Genomic DNA, 18,011 nt, shown 5'->3' on the forward strand with positions numbered 1-18,011 from the left:
CGTCTGGGCATGGGTGGCGTCCACCACCTTTTTGTGCACCCGGACCTGATGGTTTGCGCCGCTGACCAGCGAGGTAAAGCGGTGATCGTCAATGCGGTCGCCGGTGTAGTTGCACATGGGGAAGTAACGGACTCGACCTGACGGCAGAAACTGCTGATTCATCACCTGGTCGAAGTAGCTCACCACCTCGGCGCCGGAGGCTAGCTCATACAAGCCCTCGTTCAGTTGCGCCTGGTCTTTCGTTCCGCTGCCCAGTTCGCGTGAGTTGACGCCATAGAAGGCCGAGGGCTGGTGCAATCGGACGAACGGGTAGGCATCATTCCAGTGCCCGCCAGGTCGGTCGTGTCGATCCACCATCATGATGCATGCATTGGTTTCCTTGAGTAGCGTATCGACGAAAGCCATGGCCGTCGCGCCAGCCCCTATGATCAGGTAGTCGGTTTCGATCAAGTTTTCGTCCATATGCTTTCGCCTTTCTGAAGGTTGCTCCCTCTCAAGTTCAGTAGATTAGCTACCTGTACCAAGCCCAATAGAACGAATGCTCCTCACCCAAATAACCGCTGGAGTTAATGGCTGCAGCCGCAGTGATCATTACCGCCAGCGGGCACGCTATGCAGTGAATTAGCGTGAGTGGCGCAGATCTACAGCACTTTTGCTTCGAGGTGCGCGGTTTTCATGCGTAAAGCGCTTGAGGCTCGATAATCAAGGGCCAGGTCTGGATTATCCGGCTTCACGCATGACGATTTCCCGGTCCTACAGGCAGTATTGGCTGGTGGGCAGCACGTTGATCCTGTCGAAATCGATGAAGCGGCTGCAGCTTTCCATCATCACGGCCAGGCTGCGCTGGAATTTCGCTTCGTCGCCCACCGCATCGAAAAAGGCCATGGGATCGGTCATGGCCGCTGGCGGAAAACATTCCTCGACGATGGCGTCGATCCGTGGGGCGCCGTGCGTCAGTGCCGACACCACCAGGTTATGCACGTACTGGAAGTTGGCTTGCGTGTCCACGGCCACCGCCGTGTGATGGTTGCGCCAGATGTCCAGCCAGGCCTCGGGGGTCAGGCGTGGAGGGCAGGTCAGCAGGGCCAGCTGGGCAAACCCGTGGTGCGCTCGCCGGGCGTTGCAGGGAAGCGGGTATTGGCGATGGCGACCGACTCGCAGACCAGGTAGGTGGCCATGCGCGCCGTTGCCGCGCTGATCAAGTGGTCGAACGGGCGACGAGCCGGCCCGTTGGCACTGTCCAGCCACAGCGACAGGCTGCCATCGGGCAATGGCCGGTTGTTTTCCTGGCGCAGGCCGGCTGCAGGCTGCACATCGGCATCGGCCAGGTTCAATTGCACATGACGGGCACCGAGTGCCTGCAATTGCCCGGCGACCTCACTGCGCAGGCGATGGGCGAAGGTATCAGGACTGACTTGAGTATCACGCCACAGCAGATAGATGACTTTTTCCATAGCTATCAAACTCCTCGTTGCGGTTGATGGATGGAGCCGCGGTCGTGCTGCCTGGTCCATCCGGATGACCGAAAATCCCTAGCGTCATAGTCAATCAAGGTCAGCCGTCGGTAACACCTCAAACAGACTATTCACCAACAATATAAGGGCAATTGCTGACGCTTTTACTTCGGGCTCAAGCTCGGTGAGCACTGCGGCGTCGCCGATCGGGGCTGGACATTCGAATCGTGTTTCCGACAGTCCTCACACGCGTCTCAGGCAGCGTAGAATTCCAGGCAAGCAAGCCATTGTCTTGAGAAATCATGCCTGCACACATTCGCCTGGCTTTACCCGAAGATGCCCAGTTGTTGCCCCGTATTGAACGTAGCGCCGCTCAAGCATTCCGCTCAATCGATGAACTGAGCTGGCTGGCGGACGCTGCCACCATGACAGTCGATCGTCACAGGCAGTTGATCGTTCTATCGACGTGCTGGGTGGCTGTCGATGCCGAGGGTCGGCCCCAAGGTTTCCTGAGCGCAGAACGCCACGGCAGCGACCTTCATCTCTATGAGCTGTCGGTCAAACAGTCTGTGCAGGGGCAGGGCTGGGGGCGAAAACTGGTTGAAACGGCGATGGAATATGCGCGGGTTAATCAGCTGGCTTCTGTGACGCTGACGACGTTCACAGAGGTGCCGTGGAACGCGCCCTTTTACCGGCGGTTAGGGTTTGAGCATAACGCCGGGGCAACCCTGGAAAAGCTCTTGGCGGAGATTCTGGTACAAGAGTATGGCTGCGGCTTTGAACCCGGTAGCCGCTGTGCAATGTCGTGGCGGGTGCCCCAAGTCCCATAGCCAACTTCAGGTGCCTCCCCGGTTTTACCCGAAGGGCGCAAGCTCCCTCGCCACAGGTTTGGAGTTGGACCCGCCAGAAGGGCGGGTCCGATAGGGCATCAAAGTTTCGGCAATTGCCCGATGCGGCCCATCATCTCGGTCACGATCTGCAAGTCCAGCAGGAACTGCTCGGTGGTCTTGAACTCGTTGTCGTTGTGGCCGGTGTATTTGACGTTCGGCATGGCCAGGCCAAATTGCACGCCGTTGGGCAGTTCATGCACGGACGTGGCACCGGCGGAGGTGTCGAATTTGTGTTCCATGCCGAGGTTTTCGCTGGCCACGGCGAGCAAGGCCTTGACCCATTCACCCTCGGGGTTGCGGTACATCGGTTCGGTAATCGACAGGTCGAAGGCCGGTGCGATGCTGGTCTTCTTGCTCCAGGCGTCCAGCTTTGCGGCGATTTCGGACTTGAGCACCTCCGGCGTCTTGCCCTTCGGCACGCGCAGGTTGACCGCGAGTTTGAAGGCTTTGTCATCTATCCCGACATAGGTCAGGGAGGTGGTCAGCGGGCCCATGAACGCATCGGAAAAACCGACCCCCAACTTGCCACCCAGGTAGTCCAGCCCCCAGTTGTCGGCGGCGTAGCGGGCGGCGTCCGTGATCTGGTTGTGCTTGAGCGCGACCTTGCCGTTGAGGCTATTGATGAAGTCGAGCATCCTGGCCACCGGGTTGACGCCGGACTCGGGCTCGGAGGAGTGGGCGGACACACCGGTGACCGTCAGTTTGACGTCCTTGCCGTCGACCTTGGCGGCGACCTCGAAGTTGCCGCCGTTGCGCTTGGCATATTCGGTGCCGGCCTTTTGCAGGCTGGCGGCCAGTTCCGCGGGCTTGTCGGTCACCAGGGTCGCGACCGATGTCGACGGAATCTGGTTAGTGGCCAGGCCGCCAGTCATCGAGGTGATTTCCGCACCTTTGCCTTGCGCAGTGCGCTTGGCGAAGCTGGCCATGACCGTGCCGTAGCCTTTTTCGGCGATCACCACCGGGTAGCCGCCATCCAGCGCCAGGTTGTAGTTGGGGGTGGGGTTGCGTTCGAAGTAGTAGGGGATGGCATCGCCGCTGGTCTCTTCGGTGGTGTCCACCAGCAGCTTGAAGTTGCGGGCCAGCGGCAGCTGCTCTTCCTTGATGATCTTCATGGCGTAGAGCGCCACCACGATGCCGTTCTTGTCATCCTCGGTGCCACGGCCATACATGCGATCGCCGATCAGGGTGACCTTGAACGGGTCGAGGCGGGTGCCGTCCTGCAGCACCCAGTTCTCCGGCGTCACCGGCACCACATCGGCATGGGCGTGAATGCCCACGACTTCATCGCCGCTGCCTTCCAGGGAGATCTCGTAGACGCGGTTGTCGATGTTGCGAAAGTTCAGGTTGAACGCCTGGGCCAGGCCCTTGATCTTCTCGGCAATCTTGAGGAATTCAGGATTGTCGTGCTGGTCAACACCGTCCACGCGCACGGTCGGAATGGCCACCAGCTCCTTCAAGGTTTCGGTGGCCGCGCTGCCGTATTTCACCCGGGCATAGAGGCCAAGCAGGCGATGGATTTCATTTTGCTGCCCGGCGGTAAGCGTCTTGTTGCCCTGGAACGCACGGATGGCCGGGCCGAGGTCGTCGGTTTTGGCGATATCGCTCTTGGCCAGACTTCCCAGGAACTGCCTGAAATCCTTGACCGATGCATCGCTGAAGGTCTTGAGGATGATCGCGCTTTGTTGCGGGGTGATGTTGGCGTGGGCAGCGGTGGTGAACGACGAAAGGCTGGCGAGCATGAGGGTGGTCGCAGCCAGGTGCTTGAGTGAAAAATCCATTGCAGGGGGCATTCCTTTGCAGGCGGTTTGTAAGAAATATCTGATCGGTTGATCAGAAACATTTCAAAACTAACACCGCGAGCGTGTGAAACGGGAGCCCCTGAAGTGGGATCTGTCGCACAGTAATGCAAAAGCGGCGCAGAAATGAAAGACCGCTCTATCAATGCTTACATTCCGCCATCACCACGTGGCAGGTATTCGGCGTGCCGCCGGATCGGCCTGCATAACGGGCGCAATTATCCAGGGATTTCTGGCGAGCCATGTCCAAGGTGTCCGCCCAGGCGAGGCCACCTTCGCCGACAGTGGGGAGGGCTTTTGCGTAGCAGGTTGAACCAGTGTTTGGGGCTGAATAGCGAGCCGTGGTGGCTTTGCCTGAACATCCCGCTGTCAGTGCCAGGTCGATGGCGAGCAGGGAAAGCAGGATCCATGGCGAGTATTGGCGCGCAGTTTTTCCCGTCATCTCGGTTCCCCTGTAGCAAGAGGCGTATTCAAGGTCGTGCCTATTAAGATTAGGCCCCTGTCAGGACATCATCCACCTTTGGCCGGGTTTTGCCTCAATCAACTGAGTTATGTGTTTTTGGTATCAGTGCTATCCGATTGCATCTATTCATAAATTAATACCTGAAAGGTAAGTTGCATCTCTTCGATGACCAGTCGAGAGCAACTCATGACCCAGGACTCCATCCGCAAGTGCGCGCACGCAGCAATCAAGGCGGGTACGCTCTGTTTCACCCTGACCGCCGGTGCGTTCGTAGAGGCTGACGAGCGTAGCGAGCTTGGCCCGCTAGTCATCAAGGAGCAGGGAAGCCTGATGGCCGGCGGAGGGCTGATCACCCAGCCGGGGCGTTTTGATCCCTACAAGCCGATGCTGCCTGATGGCCAGACCTACCATGGGGACCATGTGTATGCCTTCTATCAGGTGCCGGTCGACACTCACCCGTTGCCCATCGTCATGTGGCATGGCGCAGGGCAATCGGCAAAGTCCTGGGAAACCACGGCCGATGGCCGGGAAGGGTTTCAGAACATCTTCCTGCGGCGCGGTTTCTCCACTTACCTGATCGACCAACCGCGCCGTGGCGACGCGGGGCGCGGCCTGGTGGAAGCGACGATCAAGCCTGTGCCGGACGAGCAACTGTGGTTCAACCAGTTCCGCATCGGCCTGTGGCCAGAGATCTTCGAGGGCAGTCAGTTTCCCCGTGGGCCGCAGGCGCTGGAGCAATTCTTCCGTTCGATGACGCCCAACACCGGTCCTTACGACATTGAAGTCGCCTCCGATGGCGTATCCGCGCTGCTGGAAAAGACCGGGCCGACCATCCTGTTCACTCATTCACAGGGCGGTGGCCCCGGTTGGTTGACGGCGATCAAGAGCCGCAATGTGCGGGCCATCGTGGCGTTCGAGCCGGGAAGCAGCTTCGTGTTCCCGGAAGGCGAGGTTCCGGCGCCGATTCCCAGTGCGTTCGACACGCTCTCGGCACAGGTCGTATCGAAGGCGCAGTTCGACGCGCTGACCCACATCCCCATTCTGATGTTCTACGGCGACAACATCCCGGACAAACCGGTTCGTTTGCCTGCACAGGACAGCTGGCGTGCCCGGCTTGAAATGGCTCGCCTGTGGCGAGACACGGTGAACCGCCATGGCGGTGACGTTCGGCTCATTCACTTGCCCGAGATCGGTATCAGGGGCAACAGCCACTTCCCGTTTTCGGACCTGAACAACGTCGAGATCGCGGATCTGGTTTCGCAGTTTCTCGCCGAGAAAAACCTGGATTGATAACGAGCATGGCAATCGCTGCCGCGCCCCCTTGGAAACTGGAAATGTCAGGAGTATTCACATGATGCGAACCACGATAAAGGCCACTCTCATGGCCGCCATGATCGGTATGTCCGGCGTTGAAGCCGAGGCGGCAGACTAACTACAAACAGAATCCGTACACCTTGGCCTACGCTGGCGCGCTGGTGAAGAACGAGCCGGGCAAGGTCAACATCCACCCGGTCACCTACAAACTCAATGGCCTGGACATTGCCGCCAACGTCTACACCCCGGCCAATTATGACGCGGGGAAGAAATATCCGGCCGTCGTCGTGGCGCATCCCAATGGCGGGGTGAAGGAGCAGGTCGCCGGTCTGTACGCCCAGCGCCTGGCTGATCAGGGCTACATCACGATCACGGCGGACGCGGCGTATCAGGGCGCCAGCGGTGGCCAGCCGCGCAACATCGACAAGCCGGCGTTGCGCATCGAGGACATCCATGGCATGGCGGACTTCATCGCCAGCTATCCCGGCGTCGATAGCACGCGACTGGGCTTGCTCGGTATCTGCGGCGGCGGAGGCTATTCGTTGAAGGCGGCGCAAACCGACAAGCGCTTCCAGTCGATCGCGACCGTGAGCATGTTCAACTCCGGGCTGGTACGCCGCAATGGTTACCGGGACTCGCAACTGTCGACGATTCAGGAGCGCTTGCAACAGGCTTCGGCTGCCCGCGCACAGGAAGCGGCGGGCGGGGAGGTGCTCTATGTCGGCGATGCCAAACTGACCGATGAGCAGATCGCCAAGTTGCCGTTTGATCTGTACCGGCAGGGCTTCGAGTATTACGGCAAGACCCACGCCCACCCGAATTCGACCTTCAGGTACACCCAGAGCAGTCTGCTGGACCTGATGAGTTTCGATGCCACGGATCAGATCGAATTGATCGACAAGCCGTTGCTGATGATCGCCGGCAGTAAGGCCGACAGCCTGTACATGTCAGAGCAGGCGTTCGCCAAGGCCACCGGAACCCGGGACAAGAAACTGTTCACGATCGATGGTGCGACCCATATCGAAACCTATTGGGTGCCTGAGTATGTGGACGTCGCCATTGACCAGTTGAATGCGTTCTACGCTCGAACCCTCTGATCTGAAGGATCCGCCAGTATGAAGAACACTCTTTTGGGCATCGCGGTGTGCGCCGCGGCTCCTTTCGCCGGTGCCGCCGGGGCAGACAATATCAGTGAGCCCCGCGCCGCCCAGCAGATCAGCCGGGCAGGCAGCCAGGCTTCGGCCACCGGACCTGCTGAATATTTCACCGGGCAGGTGCGCGTCGATCCGTTGTTTTCCGCCACGGGCGAGATCAATGCGTCCGGCGCTTACGTCACCTTCGAGCCGGGCGCACGTTCGGCCTGGCACACCCATCCTGCCGGCCAGCGATTGGTGGTGGTGTCTGGTGTGGGCCTGACGCAGGAGTGGGGCAAGCCCGTGCAGGAAATCCATCCCGGCGATGTGATTGTCTGCCCGCCGGGTGTCAAGCACTGGCATGGGGCGGCGCCTGCCAGCGCCATGACGCATCTGGCCGTGACCGGGGCGGTGGATGGCAAAAACGTGCAGTGGCTGGAGAAAGTGACCGATGCCCAGTACGGCCCCCGCGGGGCCATTGCGCCGCAAACAGTGGCTCAACCGGCCTCAGAGACACTGTCCGCCAGACAACAGGCCATCCCGTTGATTGCCGCCGCCATGGCCACGAGCAATATTCCTCGACTCAATACAGCCTTGAACCAGGGGCTGGATGCCGGGCTGACGGTCAACGAGGCCAAGGAAATACTGGTGCAGCTCTACGCCTACAGCGGCTTTCCGCGCAGCCTCAATGCACTGGGCGAGTTGATGAAAGTGGTTGAAGCGCGTGAACATCGCGGCGTTCAGGACGAGCCGGGGCGCGAGCCCGGTCGCGTCATTCCCGTCGGCGATGAGTTACTGGCGGTCGGCAAGGCCAACCAGACGCGCATTGCCGGGGCGCCTGTCCAGGGTCCGCTGTTCGACTTCGTCCCTGTCATCAACCGGTACCTGCAAGCGCATTTGTTCGGCGACATTTTCGAGCGCGACAACCTTGACTGGCAAAGCCGGGAGCTGGCTACCGTCGCCGCGCTGGCCGCCACGCCCGGGGTAGAGTCGCAACTGCGCTCGCACATGGCCGCCAGCCTGCGGGTCGGTCTGACCGTTGCGCAATTGCGTCAGCTGGCCCGGCTACTGGCCGATCAGGGTGATACCGATGCAGCCAAACGGGCAACCGAGGCGCTGGACGCCACCCAGGCCAATCAGCCCGGATAGCGCAGGGTTTCGCGTAGCAAGGTAAAGGCCGGCGAGCTCTGGCGCCGGCTCGGGTAATAGAGGTGGTAGCCAGAGAACGGCTCGCACCAGTCCGCGAGCACGTGGATCAACCGGCCCAGCGCGATATGCTCGCGCACCAGGTCCTCCGGCATATAGGCCAGGCCCAAGCCCTGAAGGGCGGCCTCCAGGCGCATGGCAATGTTGTTGAACACCAATTGGCCTTCGACACGGACTTTCAATTCCTGGCCATTTTTCTCGAACTCCCACAGATACAGCCCACCGTAAGTCGGCATGCGCAGGGTGATGCAGTTGTGCTGCATCAGATCGATCGGGACGACTGGCTTTGAGTATCGGGCAAAATACGCCGGAGAACCGACAACCGCCATGCGCATGTCGGGACCGATGCGTGTCGCGATCATGTCCTTGGCGACCTGTTCACCCAAGCGGACGCCGGCGTCGAAGCCTTCCGCCACGATGTCAGTCAAACCGTAGTCGACGATGATTTCGATGCTGAGGTCGGGATTGTCCGGCAGCAATTTTGCGAGCACAGGGTGCAGAATCGTGATCGCTGAATGCTCGCCGGCCGTGATCCGCAATTTGCCCGCCGGCTTGTCTCGAAATTCGCTGAGCAAGGCCAGCTCGGTGTCGATTTCTTCGAACCTGGGGGCGATCACTCGCAGCAGATGCTCACCGGCTTCAGTCGGTGAAACGCTGCGCGTGGTGCGCGACAGCAGCCTGACGCCCAGTCGATCCTCCAGCTGGCGCATGGCCCGGCTCAAGGCCGGTTGCGACATGCCCAGCTTGGCGGCGGCACGGGTGAAACTGCGCTCTTGTGCCACGGCCGAGAAGATCGCCAGTTGGTCGTAGCTTTCGACGGTCATTTATGCGCACCTGTTATGAGCCAGTTGCGATTATGCCATTTTCAGGACCAATCGTAGCGCTATAGACCACTGAACATGCTGATGATCACGGCATTGACCAGGTCAATGAAAAAGCCACACACCAGCGGTACGATCAGGAAGGCCTGGTGCGCCGCGCCGTACTTTTGCGTCACGGTCGACATGTTGACGATGGCCGTCGCCGTGGAACCGAGGGCAATCCCGCCGAATCCGGAAGCAATCACGCTGGCTTCGTAATTGCGCCCCATAAAGCGGAAGACCACGAAATACGTATAGGTGACCGTCAGCAGAATTTGCAGGGTCAATGCGCACAGAATGAACATCAGCGCACCGTTGAGCTGCCATAGCTGAAGCCCCATCAGGGCCATGGTCAAAAACATGCCCAGGCAGATATCGGAGATCAGCGACAGACCCAGGCTGGCACCGCTCCAGGTTTTCAGTCGTTGATAACCCACAAAGGCGAGAACGAGGTGGTGAATGACGATGCCCGCGAACAGGCAACTTACAAATTTTGGCAGGGTGACGCCGGCATCGACCAGCACCAGGTTGAGCCCGTAACCGGCCATCAGGGTCAGGTTGAGCCACATCCAGGCCCAGAGCACGTCGTAGTAGTCCAGCGCCTTGCTCGGTTGTTGCTCGAGAATGCCGACTTCCAGCTCCGCATCCCTGGACGGCGTCAGTTGATAACGGCGTATCAGCTGGTTGGCGATTGGGCCGCCGATGACGCAGGCGGCAATCAGGCCGACGGTGTTGCTGGCGATGCCCAGTTCGTGCGCGTTACTGATGCCCAGTTTTTCGACGAAAAGCGGTGCCCAGGCCAGGGTGGTGCCTACCCCACCCGTGAGGGAAATGGAGCCCACCATCAAGCCCGCCTTGGGATCAAGTCCAAAAACCTCGGCCACACCCATGCCCAGCGAGTTCTGCAGCAGAATGAACACAGCGGCGAGTAACAGCAGGATCAGCAGCGGGCGCCCACCCTTGAGCAGTTGGCGCATGTCCGATTTCAAGCCAATGCCGGCAAAGAAATAGAGCAGCAGGGTGTCGCGAACTTGCAGATCGAACTCGATCTGGATCTTCAGACCGAAGTAAAGCAAGGACGTAACCGCTGCACAGACGAAACCGCCAACCACCGATTCGGGGATACAGTATTGACGCAGAAAGGCGTTGTGCTGGACGAGGGTCTTGCCGAGAAAAAGCAGGAGAATGGCGAGGGTAAAACTCACGAGGCCGTGAACCTGGAAGAGCTGTGAAGTCATTTAAGGCCTACCTAAAAACTGAAAAATCATTATCAGGATTCGCTCGTTCAATGTTTAGACCTGTATCAATGAACGGTCGAAACAGCCTTGCTCGTCCAGATAGCTTCCCAATCATCAGGTGCGTCTGTGCGCCAGGAGTGAGGACAGCCTAGCCTAAACGGGAAAACCCATCCGGGTTGGCATAGGCTGTCATCACGCTCCCGATGGCCAATCAAGCGGCTGACTTCAGCGTTTGATCAGAGAAATCTTCGTTCCCTCGATACTGACCCCCGCCATTAATCCTTGCTGGTCGAAGATGAACGCGTAGGCGTCGTCTTTCAGCGTCGAGCTGGACAGGTTCTTCGCAGCCCCTTCATCAACCACGACAACCGTTGGCCCCACACCGATTTCCCAGCCCTTGGTTTCGGCTACATATTTCACGGCTTTATCGGTCATCAGGAAAACCGCATAGCCGTACGACTGGGCGCCGGCCTGCAGCCCCCATGAACCGCTGACGGAGTTGTAGTAGTTCTCGACTTTCGTGCCCTTCATTAAAACGCCTTCACCATAGCTGCCGCCGAACACAAGTCCCGCCTTGATGATGTTCGGGAAAACCAGCACCGCCTTGGCTTGGTGCGAGATGGTTTCGGAAAATGGATGGGTCTTGTAGAGCGTTTGCAACGCTTGTCGAGCGTCGGTATTCAGATCCTCGGCGGTGGCCGCTCCGGCATTGTTCAGGAAACCTGCCGATGCCAATGTTGCCGTCGCGAGGAAGAACGAGAGGAAGAACCGCATTGATTGAGTCATTTGCGTACTCCGCTGAGGGAGCATTGGATCAGAGCAGCGGAAAGCGCCTGCATCACGCAGGAACCGAACCCACTGAGGTTATCCGGCGCACCCTGAAGTGTGTGAATCGCAAGCATCGCTCGTGATTGTAGTTGGTTTGCGACCTTGGTCCGCGACCTTGGCCCGGGGCCACTGATCATTTGCGCTGCCATCAGCTGATATGACCACTGCGTATCGGCCGGGTTCGCTGTCGGTTCTGCTTCTGGCCGCCAGTTTCACTTTGTGAAGGATTGAAATCGCCCGGTTGAATCACAGTTGAAATCGGTTCGTCACGCGCTCAATGCAGGCAGCAAAAGGCCCGCGCAATGGCGGGCCTTCTGTTTGGGGTCAAATCCTTTTGTGCATCCAATCTGCGCTCCATCTTGTGAGCGTTTCGTGAAAAGCATATCGTAGTAATGAAAAAGCCCGGCGTCGGCCGGGCTTTCTGTAGATGGGCCAAATCCATTTGGCTGATCCCATTGTGATGGGTGGATGTGACGACGATATGACAGGGCTGACACGAAGAGCTGATCGCTGTCGGGCTGGTCAATTTAGCGGAAGCTACAATTTTCTTGAGAAAATTATGGAACGCTTGTCGAGCGGCGAGATTTTCGCCAAACCCCAGAAACGACAAAGCCCTGAATAATCAGGGCTTTGTCGTATAAAGATGGCGGAGGCGATGGGATTCGAACTCATGGACCTGTTACAGTCGACGGTTTTCAAGACCGTTGCCTTAAACCACTCGGCCACACCTCCGTTTGCGTTGCGGGCGCCATAATACCTGAATGAAACACACTGTCAAACTCTCTGCATAGCTTGTTACAGGGCGTCTGTTATGATCTTTGCGACTGAACGTTTCAAACCAACAGGAGTGTCGCCATGCGCGAACAGGATTACGCAGTTAATAACAGCGTGCAGGCTGAGCAGCTAGAGGTTAGCCGCGTCCTGCGCAACACATACGGCTTGCTCGCCCTGACCCTCGCATTCAGCGGTGTAATGGCTTTCGTTGCCCAGCAGATGCGTGTTGGCTACCCGAACGTGTTCGTGGTGCTGATCGGCTTCTACGGTCTTTTCTTCCTCACCAACAAACTCCGTGATTCGGCCTGGGGCCTGGTGTCGGCATTTGCCCTGACCGGTTTCATGGGTTTCCTGCTTGGCCCGATTCTTAACCGTTACCTGGGTATGCAAGGCGGCGCTGAAGTGGTCAGCTCGGCTTTCGCGATGACGGCGCTGGTGTTCGGCGGTCTGTCGGCGTATGTGCTGATTACCCGCAAGGACATGAGCTTCCTCGGCGGTTTCATCACGGCGGGCTTCTTCGTGCTGCTGGGTGCGACGCTGGCGGGCATGTTCTTCCAGATCAGCGGCCTGCAACTGGCGATCAGTGCAGGTTTCGTGCTGTTCTCCTCGGTCTGCATTCTGTTCCAGACCAGCGCCATCATTCATGGCGGCGAGCGTAACTACATCATGGCTACCATCAGCCTGTATGTATCGATCTACAACCTGTTCATCAGCCTGTTGCAGCTGTTCGGCATCATGGGCCGTGATGACTGATCGTCGGCACTGAGTAAAAAACCCGCCTAGGCGGGTTTTTTATTACCAGAAATTCAGGATTACTCTGCAATGACAATGCTGCCATCGGCTTGCTGGCGGTAGATGGTGTAGGGCAGTAACAAGGTATCGAGTGCGCCGGAGATGACCACGTCGATCAGCACAATGGCAGGGGCACTATCATGTACCTGCTCATCGCGGCCTTTTTCCAGGGGCGCATTCAGCGTGCAAAAGTCGTAGGTCACGCCGCTGTAGATTCGTGGTACCGCGCCGCAATAACTCTTGTGGTCCTTGAGGCTTTTTGCGGCCACTTCGTCACTGCGTACAACCGTCTGAATCGTGCCGCAACCCGCAAGCATCATTGCCACGAGCAGCATTGCCAGAGTTTTCATGCCGTCAATCCTTCGCCGGAAACCGTCAATTTACTTCAGGCTGAAACAAATATCACTCACGCCATGGGCGGCAACCGGCGCTTGACCGGGGTTTTCTTGACGATCGCCGTATTGGTTTCAGCGTGTGTGTTGAGGCGGTCGAGCAGGGTGTCCAGTTGTTCCATCGAACGCACATGCAGGCGCGCAATGAAACAGTCGTCGCCGGTGACCTTGTCGCATTCGGTGAATTCGGGAATGGCCATGATTTGCCGTTCCACTTCCTGCAACTGCCCCGGCAATGGGCGAATGCGCACGATGGCCTGGAGTTGATAGCCAAAGCATTTCGGGTCGATTTCTACGGTGTAGCTCTTGAGCACGCCGCGTTCTTCCAGGCGGCGCAAACGCTCGGCAACACTGGGGGAGGACAGGCCGCTGATTTGCGCCAGGGCCTTGAGCGAGCGTCGCGAGTCTTCCATCAGCGCCGTGATCAGCAGCTGGTCGATGTCATCGGTCATGGCGAAATCCTCTGTTAGGCAGTTTTTCGAAACAGCCTTGATAAAAAAGGCAGATCCAGAGTTTAGCCTGCTTTTTGCTCTGGAGTAGCGCCTGGGTGCATTGGCATACTTTGGCCACAAACACAGGAGTCTGATGATGGACAAATCCCTACGCCGCGGTTCGTTCGAAATGACGGCCGCCATGCTGATCTCCGGCACCATCGGCTGGTTCGTGCTGGTGTCCGGGCAACCGGTGCTGGATGTGGTGTTCTGGCGCTGCCTGTTCGGTGCCGTTACCTTGCTGCTGATTTGCGCGGCTTTCGGCTTTCTGCGCCCCGGCATTCTGACCCGCACCACGTTCCTGCTGGCTGTGCTCAGCGGTGTGGCGATTGTCGGCAACTGGGTGCTGTTGTTCGCGTCCTATTCCCGGGCGTCAATTGCCATCGGCACCGCCGTCTATAACGTCCAGCCGTTCATGCTGGTCGGGCTGGCGGCGTTGTTCCTCAACGAAAAGATCACCGCGCAGAAACTGACCTGGCTGGGCGTTTCGTTTCTCGGGATGCTGGCGATTGTCAGCGCCCATGGCAGCCAGGGCGAAAGCGGCGGCGATTACCTGATGGGCATTGCCTTGGCCTTGGGCGCGGCGTTTCTCTACGCGATTGCCGCGTTGATCATCAAGCGTTTGACGGGCACCCCGCCGCATTTGATCGCGCTGATTCAGGTCAGCACTGGCGTGTTGTTGCTCGCGCCATTCGCGAATCTTTCGGTATTGCCGCAGGCGCCGAGCGCGTGGGCCAGCCTGGTGACGCTGGGTATGGTGCACACCGGCGTGATGTACGTGTTGTTGTACGGCGCGATTCAAAAACTGCCGACTGCGCTGACGGGCGCGCTGTCCTTCATCTATCCGATCGCGGCGATTTTCGTCGACTGGTTTGCCTTCGGCCATCGCCTGGAGCCACTGCAATGGATCGGCGTTGCGGCGATTCTGCTGGCCGCTGCCGGCATGCAACAAGGCTGGTCACTGAAGTTTCGGCGCACGGTGACGCCGTAATCCGCGACCCAGGCGTCAGATGTTCCAGCGCGACGCGTTACTGGCCAGTCGCTGGCGCATCTCGCCGACGTTGGCGGCTAGTTGTTGAGTCAATAAACGATAGCCGTCCAGCGTGTTGTAGACCGGCGCATCGAGGCTGACAAGCGGCACATCCACGGGCCGATTGAGCCGCTGGGCGGCGCCTGATTTCAACGCCCGGGCCATGCCGATCAAATGCACGCGAATCTGCCGATGCTCGGCTTTCAATGCCGTTTGCATCAGCGACATCGCCTCGGGGTCATTGGCATCCGGTCGGGTATTGCCGAGGATTTCCAGGGTGCTGACGCACATGCGCAGGTTGCGCTGGAGGGCATCGAGTTCGGTCATGGAAATCTTCACTTCCTTGGACACCGATGGCATCAGTGAGCGAAGTTGCACCATCGCCGCGTTCAGGCGGGTCATGAGCTTGAGGTGTTCGTCGGCGGTGATGGCCTGGCCGTCAATGATGCGCCCGTAGATTTTCGCGCAATCACGCAGCGCATCGGCCAGGTTGTAGCGCCAGGAATAAACCGCGTACAGCGGCAGGGCGAAGGAAAACGCCAGGGCCAGGGCAATGCCGATCAGGATATCCACCCCGCGCCACAAGCCATCGGTGACCGGGTTGTCGCCGTGCCCGGCAACGATGAACACGGTAATCGCCGATAGCAGCGCGGTGTAACCACCCTTGCCGATGGCGTGATACGAGAAAAACCCGCAGACCACCGACATCGCGAAATAGGTCAGCCAGGGCATCCCGAGCCAGGCCTGTTGTGCCACCAGCACCAAGCCGACACCGGCACCGATCAGGGTGCCGATGGCGCGCTCGGCGGCTTTCTTGCCGATGTTGCCGTGGTGCTGCAAGCCGCCGATCACCACCAGCATCGTCACCGACGCCCACTCACCGTGGGGCAGATTGATCCCGGTGGTCAGCAGGATCGTCGCCAGCAACCCGAGCGACACCCGCACCGCGTGGATCACCCGGGCATGGCGGTAGCGCCGGTACGGGTCCAGCAACGGACGCAGCAGTCGGCGCAGCAAGGGTGGCAGCCGATGGGCTCTGGATGTACTCAGGCTGGCTCTCCTCAGAAGATGTAGTCGGTGGTCAGGAAGCTCGAACTGCGGCCGCTGATGATCTCGCTGATCAGGTCCTTGTTGGTCTCCTGGAACTTGGTGGCTACCAATGTGCGGATCGAAAACACCCGCAGTGCGTCATGTACCGACAAGGTGCCTTCGGCCGAGTTCTTGCGGCCATTGAAGGGATAGGTGTCCGGGCCGCGCTGGCACTGGGCATTGAGGTTGATGCGCCCGACCTGATTGGCGAAGGTGTCCACCAGCCGGCCGACCGCCACCGGGTTGGTGCCGAAGATGCTCAATTGCTGGCCGAAGTCCGACTCCAGCACGTAGTCGATCACGGTATCCAGATGACGGTACGACACGATGGGGATGACCGGGCCGAACTGTTCTTCCTGATAAACCCGCATCTGCGGCGTGACCGGGTACAGCACCGCCGGGTAGAAAAACGACGCACGAGCCTCGCCACCGTTGGGGTTGACCACCTTGGCGCCCTTGCTCTCAGCGTCCGCCACCAGTGCATGCAGATAGTCGACCTTGCCCGATTCCGGCAGTGGCGTCAGGGTTACGCCAGTTTCCCAGGGCATGCCGGGTTTGAGGTTGGCGAGCCTGGCATTGAATTTGTCGATGAAGGACTCGACCACGTCTTCGTGGACAAACAGGATCTTCAGCGCGGTGCAGCGCTGTCCATTGAACGACAGCGAGCCGGTCACCGCTTCACTGACTGCATTGTCCAGATCCACTTCCGGCAGGACGATGCCCGGGTTTTTTGCATCCAGGCCCAGCGCTGCGCGCAAGCGGTGGGGTTTGGGATGGAGTTTTTTCAGGTCACTGGCGGCCTTGTTGGTGCCAATGAAGGCAAAGATATCGATCTTGCCGCTGGCCATCAGCGCACTGACCGTCTCGCGGCCGCTGCCGTAGATGACGTTGATCACCCCGATCGGGAAGCTGTCGCGGAAGGCTTCCAGCAGCGGGCGAATCAGCAGCACGCCGAGTTTGGCCGGTTTGAACACCACGGTGTTGCCCATGATCAGCGCCGGGATCAGCGTGGTGAAGGTTTCGTTCAACGGATAGTTGTAAGGCCCCATGCACAGGGCGACGCCTATCGGCACACGACGGATCTGGCCGAGGGTGTCCTGTTCCAGTTCGAAACGGCTGGAGCGGCGGTCGAGTTCTTTCAGCGCGTTGATGGTGTCGACGATGTAGTCGCAGGTGCGGTCGAACTCTTTTTCCGAGTCCTTGAGGTTCTTGCCGATTTCCCACATCAGCAACTTGACCACGGCATCGCGCTGCTCGCGCATGCGCCTGAGGAAGGTTTCGACGTGCTGGATGCGCTCGGCCACGCGCATGGTCGGCCACAATCCCTGGCCGCGGTCGTAGGCGCGGACGGCCGCGTCGAGGGCGGTCAACGCGGTGTCGGCATCCAGCAGCGGCGTGCTGCCGAGGATCACTTGCTCGTCGCCATTCGGGCCTGCCAGGTACACCGGGCTGCGGACCTGGGCCAGCGGCCCATTCCAGGTTCTGAGTTGGCCATCGACCAGGTACTCACGTTGCTCGGTCGGGCCATCAAGTCGGTACTTTTCCGGGATGTCGGCGGGGCTTGGGAACAGGTTCTGGAGAATATTGGCTGTGGTCATGTCGCTACCCCTCTGGATTGGCTGATGCACTGATGAATCGTTTTAGCAGACCTCAGCAACGCTTGTCATGACTCATCTCAGCGTTTTTCCGCACAGTGTGATGTCCGAGGACTTTTCGATGCCTGCCGTCATGGCCTCAGAAGCTCCCCTTGTTGGCCCCCAATGCCCTCAACCCGCCCACGCGGGGTGCCTTAATGTTGACTCTCCTTGATCACAACAAAAAAAAGCTGCACCCGGCTGGCCGGGCAGCCAATGAGAGGACAGCCATGCAGGCAAGCCGATTAACTGAAAAGCCTAGCCTTTGTTTGGCCTTGGCGGGGTGTGTCTTTGCGGCGTTGCTGGCAGCGTGCGGCGAAGAGCCGAACAAACCGCCGACCCGCAGCGAAGCAGGTGCCGCGCGGCCCGCCGACGCAGAGCTGGCGCAGGTCTACGACAACAGCTGCAAGCTTTGCCACGCCAACCCGGCGGCCGGGGCGCCGCTGACCGGCGACATCAAGGCCTGGCAACCACGGGTATTGCAGGGCGCCGACACGCTGCTCGACCACGCGATCAACGGTTACAACGGCATGCCGCCGATGGGCATGTGCATGCAGTGTTCGCAAGAACAGTTCCTGGCGCTGATTGCCTTTATGTCCGGCCAGCAAATCCAATAACAAGAACGGC

The 18,011-nt window shown here is 59.3% G+C and carries 18 protein-coding genes, 1 tRNA gene and 1 pseudogene; 7 read left to right on the plus strand and 13 right to left on the minus strand.

All coding sequences use genetic code 11. The features are described 5' to 3' along the window. From KGA85_RS20430 to KGA85_RS20440, 3 genes are all read right to left on the minus strand, one after another. The coding region (locus KGA85_RS20430; protein WP_223543339.1) for an NAD(P)-binding protein at positions 1-462 on the minus strand (462 nt) is incomplete at its 3' end. A 291-nt stretch (positions 463-753) separates the two neighbouring features. Next, on the minus strand, positions 754-1,008 hold the full coding sequence (locus KGA85_RS20435) for an EthD domain-containing protein (RefSeq protein ID WP_317848745.1): 255 nt from the start codon (positions 1,006-1,008) through the stop codon (positions 754-756). Between the two features lie 68 nt (positions 1,009-1,076). After that, entirely contained in the window at positions 1,077-1,454 is a 378-nt protein-coding gene (locus KGA85_RS20440; RefSeq protein ID WP_223457020.1) for a hypothetical protein, read from the minus strand. Between the two features lie 302 nt (positions 1,455-1,756). Between KGA85_RS20440 and KGA85_RS20445 the strand changes: the two genes are divergently transcribed. Further along, positions 1,757-2,284, plus strand: coding sequence for a GNAT family N-acetyltransferase (locus KGA85_RS20445; protein ID WP_223543340.1), 528 nt, complete (start codon positions 1,757-1,759; stop codon positions 2,282-2,284). Positions 2,285-2,382: 98 nt separating this feature from the next. Here the strand turns inward: KGA85_RS20445 and KGA85_RS20450 are convergent, their stop codons facing one another. Both KGA85_RS20450 and KGA85_RS20455 read right to left on the minus strand, forming a co-directional pair. Beyond that, a complete protein-coding gene (locus KGA85_RS20450) occupies positions 2,383-4,122 on the minus strand; it encodes a dipeptidase (protein WP_223543341.1) in 1,740 nt (579 codons plus the stop codon). Positions 4,123-4,282: 160 nt separating this feature from the next. Next, on the minus strand, positions 4,283-4,582 hold the full coding sequence (locus KGA85_RS20455) for a hypothetical protein (protein WP_223457014.1): 300 nt from the start codon (positions 4,580-4,582) through the stop codon (positions 4,283-4,285). Between the two features lie 207 nt (positions 4,583-4,789). Here KGA85_RS20455 and KGA85_RS20460 point away from each other — a divergent pair, with 207 nt between their 5' ends. From KGA85_RS20460 to KGA85_RS20470, 3 genes and pseudogenes are all read left to right on the plus strand, one after another. Continuing rightward, positions 4,790-5,893, plus strand: a complete 1,104-nt coding sequence (locus KGA85_RS20460; RefSeq protein ID WP_223457012.1) for an alpha/beta hydrolase — start codon at positions 4,790-4,792, stop codon at positions 5,891-5,893. A 61-nt stretch (positions 5,894-5,954) separates the two neighbouring features. Then, positions 5,955-7,014: pseudogene (locus KGA85_RS20465) on the plus strand (alpha/beta hydrolase). Positions 7,015-7,032: 18 nt separating this feature from the next. Further along, positions 7,033-8,199, plus strand: coding sequence for a cupin domain-containing carboxymuconolactone decarboxylase family protein (locus KGA85_RS20470; RefSeq protein WP_223457009.1), 1,167 nt, complete (start codon positions 7,033-7,035; stop codon positions 8,197-8,199). On the opposite strand, the gene KGA85_RS20475 is transcribed toward KGA85_RS20470, so the two are convergent. The 4 genes from KGA85_RS20475 to KGA85_RS20490 all read right to left on the minus strand — a co-directional run bounded on the left by KGA85_RS20475 (position 8,187) and on the right by KGA85_RS20490 (position 11,914). Further along, positions 8,187-9,080: a LysR family transcriptional regulator gene (locus KGA85_RS20475; RefSeq protein ID WP_223457001.1), complete on the minus strand. Its 894-nt coding sequence runs from the start codon at positions 9,078-9,080 to the stop codon at positions 8,187-8,189. The genes KGA85_RS20470 and KGA85_RS20475 overlap by 13 nt on opposite strands. Positions 9,081-9,139: 59 nt before the next feature. Next, entirely contained in the window at positions 9,140-10,354 is a 1,215-nt protein-coding gene (gene gltS, locus KGA85_RS20480) for a sodium/glutamate symporter (RefSeq protein WP_223456999.1), read from the minus strand. 225 nt (positions 10,355-10,579) lie between these two features. Next, positions 10,580-11,140 (minus strand): YSC84-related protein, encoded by a 561-nt coding sequence (locus KGA85_RS20485; RefSeq protein ID WP_223456997.1) that lies wholly within the window; start codon positions 11,138-11,140, stop codon positions 10,580-10,582. 686 nt (positions 11,141-11,826) lie between these two features. Next, a tRNA-Ser gene (locus KGA85_RS20490) sits at positions 11,827-11,914 on the minus strand. Positions 11,915-12,037: 123 nt separating this feature from the next. Here KGA85_RS20490 and KGA85_RS20495 point away from each other — a divergent pair. Further along, on the plus strand, positions 12,038-12,709 hold the full coding sequence (locus KGA85_RS20495; protein WP_223456995.1) for a Bax inhibitor-1/YccA family protein: 672 nt from the start codon (positions 12,038-12,040) through the stop codon (positions 12,707-12,709). Between the two features lie 59 nt (positions 12,710-12,768). On the opposite strand, the gene KGA85_RS20500 is transcribed toward KGA85_RS20495, so the two are convergent. Together KGA85_RS20500 and KGA85_RS20505 are read right to left on the minus strand one after the other, a co-directional pair. After that, positions 12,769-13,098 (minus strand): YceK/YidQ family lipoprotein, encoded by a 330-nt coding sequence (locus KGA85_RS20500; RefSeq protein ID WP_223456993.1) that lies wholly within the window; start codon positions 13,096-13,098, stop codon positions 12,769-12,771. A 56-nt stretch (positions 13,099-13,154) separates the two neighbouring features. Next, positions 13,155-13,592 carry an Lrp/AsnC family transcriptional regulator gene (locus KGA85_RS20505; protein WP_223456991.1) on the minus strand — a complete coding sequence of 146 codons (438 nt, stop codon included), beginning with the start codon at positions 13,590-13,592 and terminating at the stop codon, positions 13,155-13,157. A 136-nt stretch (positions 13,593-13,728) separates the two neighbouring features. Between KGA85_RS20505 and KGA85_RS20510 the strand changes: the two genes are divergently transcribed. After that, the gene (locus tag KGA85_RS20510) at positions 13,729-14,622 is read left to right on the plus strand and encodes a DMT family transporter (protein ID WP_223456989.1); all 894 of its coding nucleotides are present in this window, start codon (positions 13,729-13,731) and stop codon (positions 14,620-14,622) included. Between the two features lie 15 nt (positions 14,623-14,637). Here KGA85_RS20510 and KGA85_RS20515 read toward each other — a convergent pair whose 3' ends face one another. Both KGA85_RS20515 and KGA85_RS20520 read right to left on the minus strand, forming a co-directional pair. Further along, on the minus strand, positions 14,638-15,678 hold the full coding sequence (locus KGA85_RS20515) for an FUSC family protein (RefSeq protein WP_223456987.1): 1,041 nt from the start codon (positions 15,676-15,678) through the stop codon (positions 14,638-14,640). A 44-nt stretch (positions 15,679-15,722) separates the two neighbouring features. Further along, positions 15,723-17,348, minus strand: a complete 1,626-nt coding sequence (locus KGA85_RS20520) for an NADP-dependent glyceraldehyde-3-phosphate dehydrogenase (protein ID WP_223543342.1) — start codon at positions 17,346-17,348, stop codon at positions 15,723-15,725. Between the two features lie 266 nt (positions 17,349-17,614). Between KGA85_RS20520 and KGA85_RS20525 the strand changes: the two genes are divergently transcribed. Further along, a complete protein-coding gene (locus tag KGA85_RS20525) occupies positions 17,615-18,001 on the plus strand; it encodes a c-type cytochrome (protein WP_223456984.1) in 387 nt (128 codons plus the stop codon). The last annotated feature ends 10 nt before the right edge of the window (positions 18,002-18,011 follow it).

The sequence above is a fragment of the Pseudomonas sp. GL-B-12 genome, assembly GCF_019955895.1.
GTDB lineage: Bacteria > Pseudomonadota > Gammaproteobacteria > Pseudomonadales > Pseudomonadaceae > Aquipseudomonas.

What these genes read in the sequence shown, in the direction of transcription:
- KGA85_RS20440 (WP_223457020.1), bottom strand. Translation starts at nt 1,454, where the DNA reads ATGGAAAAAGTCATCTATCTGCTGTGGCGTGATACTCAAGTCAGTCCT.
- KGA85_RS20445 (WP_223543340.1), top strand. Translation starts at nt 1,757, where the DNA reads ATGCCTGCACACATTCGCCTGGCTTTACCCGAAGATGCCCAGTTGTTG.
- KGA85_RS20450 (WP_223543341.1), bottom strand. Translation starts at nt 4,122, where the DNA reads ATGGATTTTTCACTCAAGCACCTGGCTGCGACCACCCTCATGCTCGCC.
- KGA85_RS20455 (WP_223457014.1), bottom strand. Translation starts at nt 4,582, where the DNA reads ATGACGGGAAAAACTGCGCGCCAATACTCGCCATGGATCCTGCTTTCC.
- KGA85_RS20460 (WP_223457012.1), top strand. Translation starts at nt 4,790, where the DNA reads ATGACCCAGGACTCCATCCGCAAGTGCGCGCACGCAGCAATCAAGGCG.
- KGA85_RS20470 (WP_223457009.1), top strand. Translation starts at nt 7,033, where the DNA reads ATGAAGAACACTCTTTTGGGCATCGCGGTGTGCGCCGCGGCTCCTTTC.
- KGA85_RS20475 (WP_223457001.1), bottom strand. Translation starts at nt 9,080, where the DNA reads ATGACCGTCGAAAGCTACGACCAACTGGCGATCTTCTCGGCCGTGGCA.
- gltS (WP_223456999.1), bottom strand. Translation starts at nt 10,354, where the DNA reads ATGACTTCACAGCTCTTCCAGGTTCACGGCCTCGTGAGTTTTACCCTC.
- KGA85_RS20485 (WP_223456997.1), bottom strand. Translation starts at nt 11,140, where the DNA reads ATGACTCAATCAATGCGGTTCTTCCTCTCGTTCTTCCTCGCGACGGCA.
- KGA85_RS20495 (WP_223456995.1), top strand. Translation starts at nt 12,038, where the DNA reads ATGCGCGAACAGGATTACGCAGTTAATAACAGCGTGCAGGCTGAGCAG.
- KGA85_RS20500 (WP_223456993.1), bottom strand. Translation starts at nt 13,098, where the DNA reads ATGAAAACTCTGGCAATGCTGCTCGTGGCAATGATGCTTGCGGGTTGC.
- KGA85_RS20505 (WP_223456991.1), bottom strand. Translation starts at nt 13,592, where the DNA reads ATGACCGATGACATCGACCAGCTGCTGATCACGGCGCTGATGGAAGAC.
- KGA85_RS20510 (WP_223456989.1), top strand. Translation starts at nt 13,729, where the DNA reads ATGGACAAATCCCTACGCCGCGGTTCGTTCGAAATGACGGCCGCCATG.
- KGA85_RS20520 (WP_223543342.1), bottom strand. Translation starts at nt 17,348, where the DNA reads ATGACCACAGCCAATATTCTCCAGAACCTGTTCCCAAGCCCCGCCGAC.
- KGA85_RS20525 (WP_223456984.1), top strand. Translation starts at nt 17,615, where the DNA reads ATGCAGGCAAGCCGATTAACTGAAAAGCCTAGCCTTTGTTTGGCCTTG.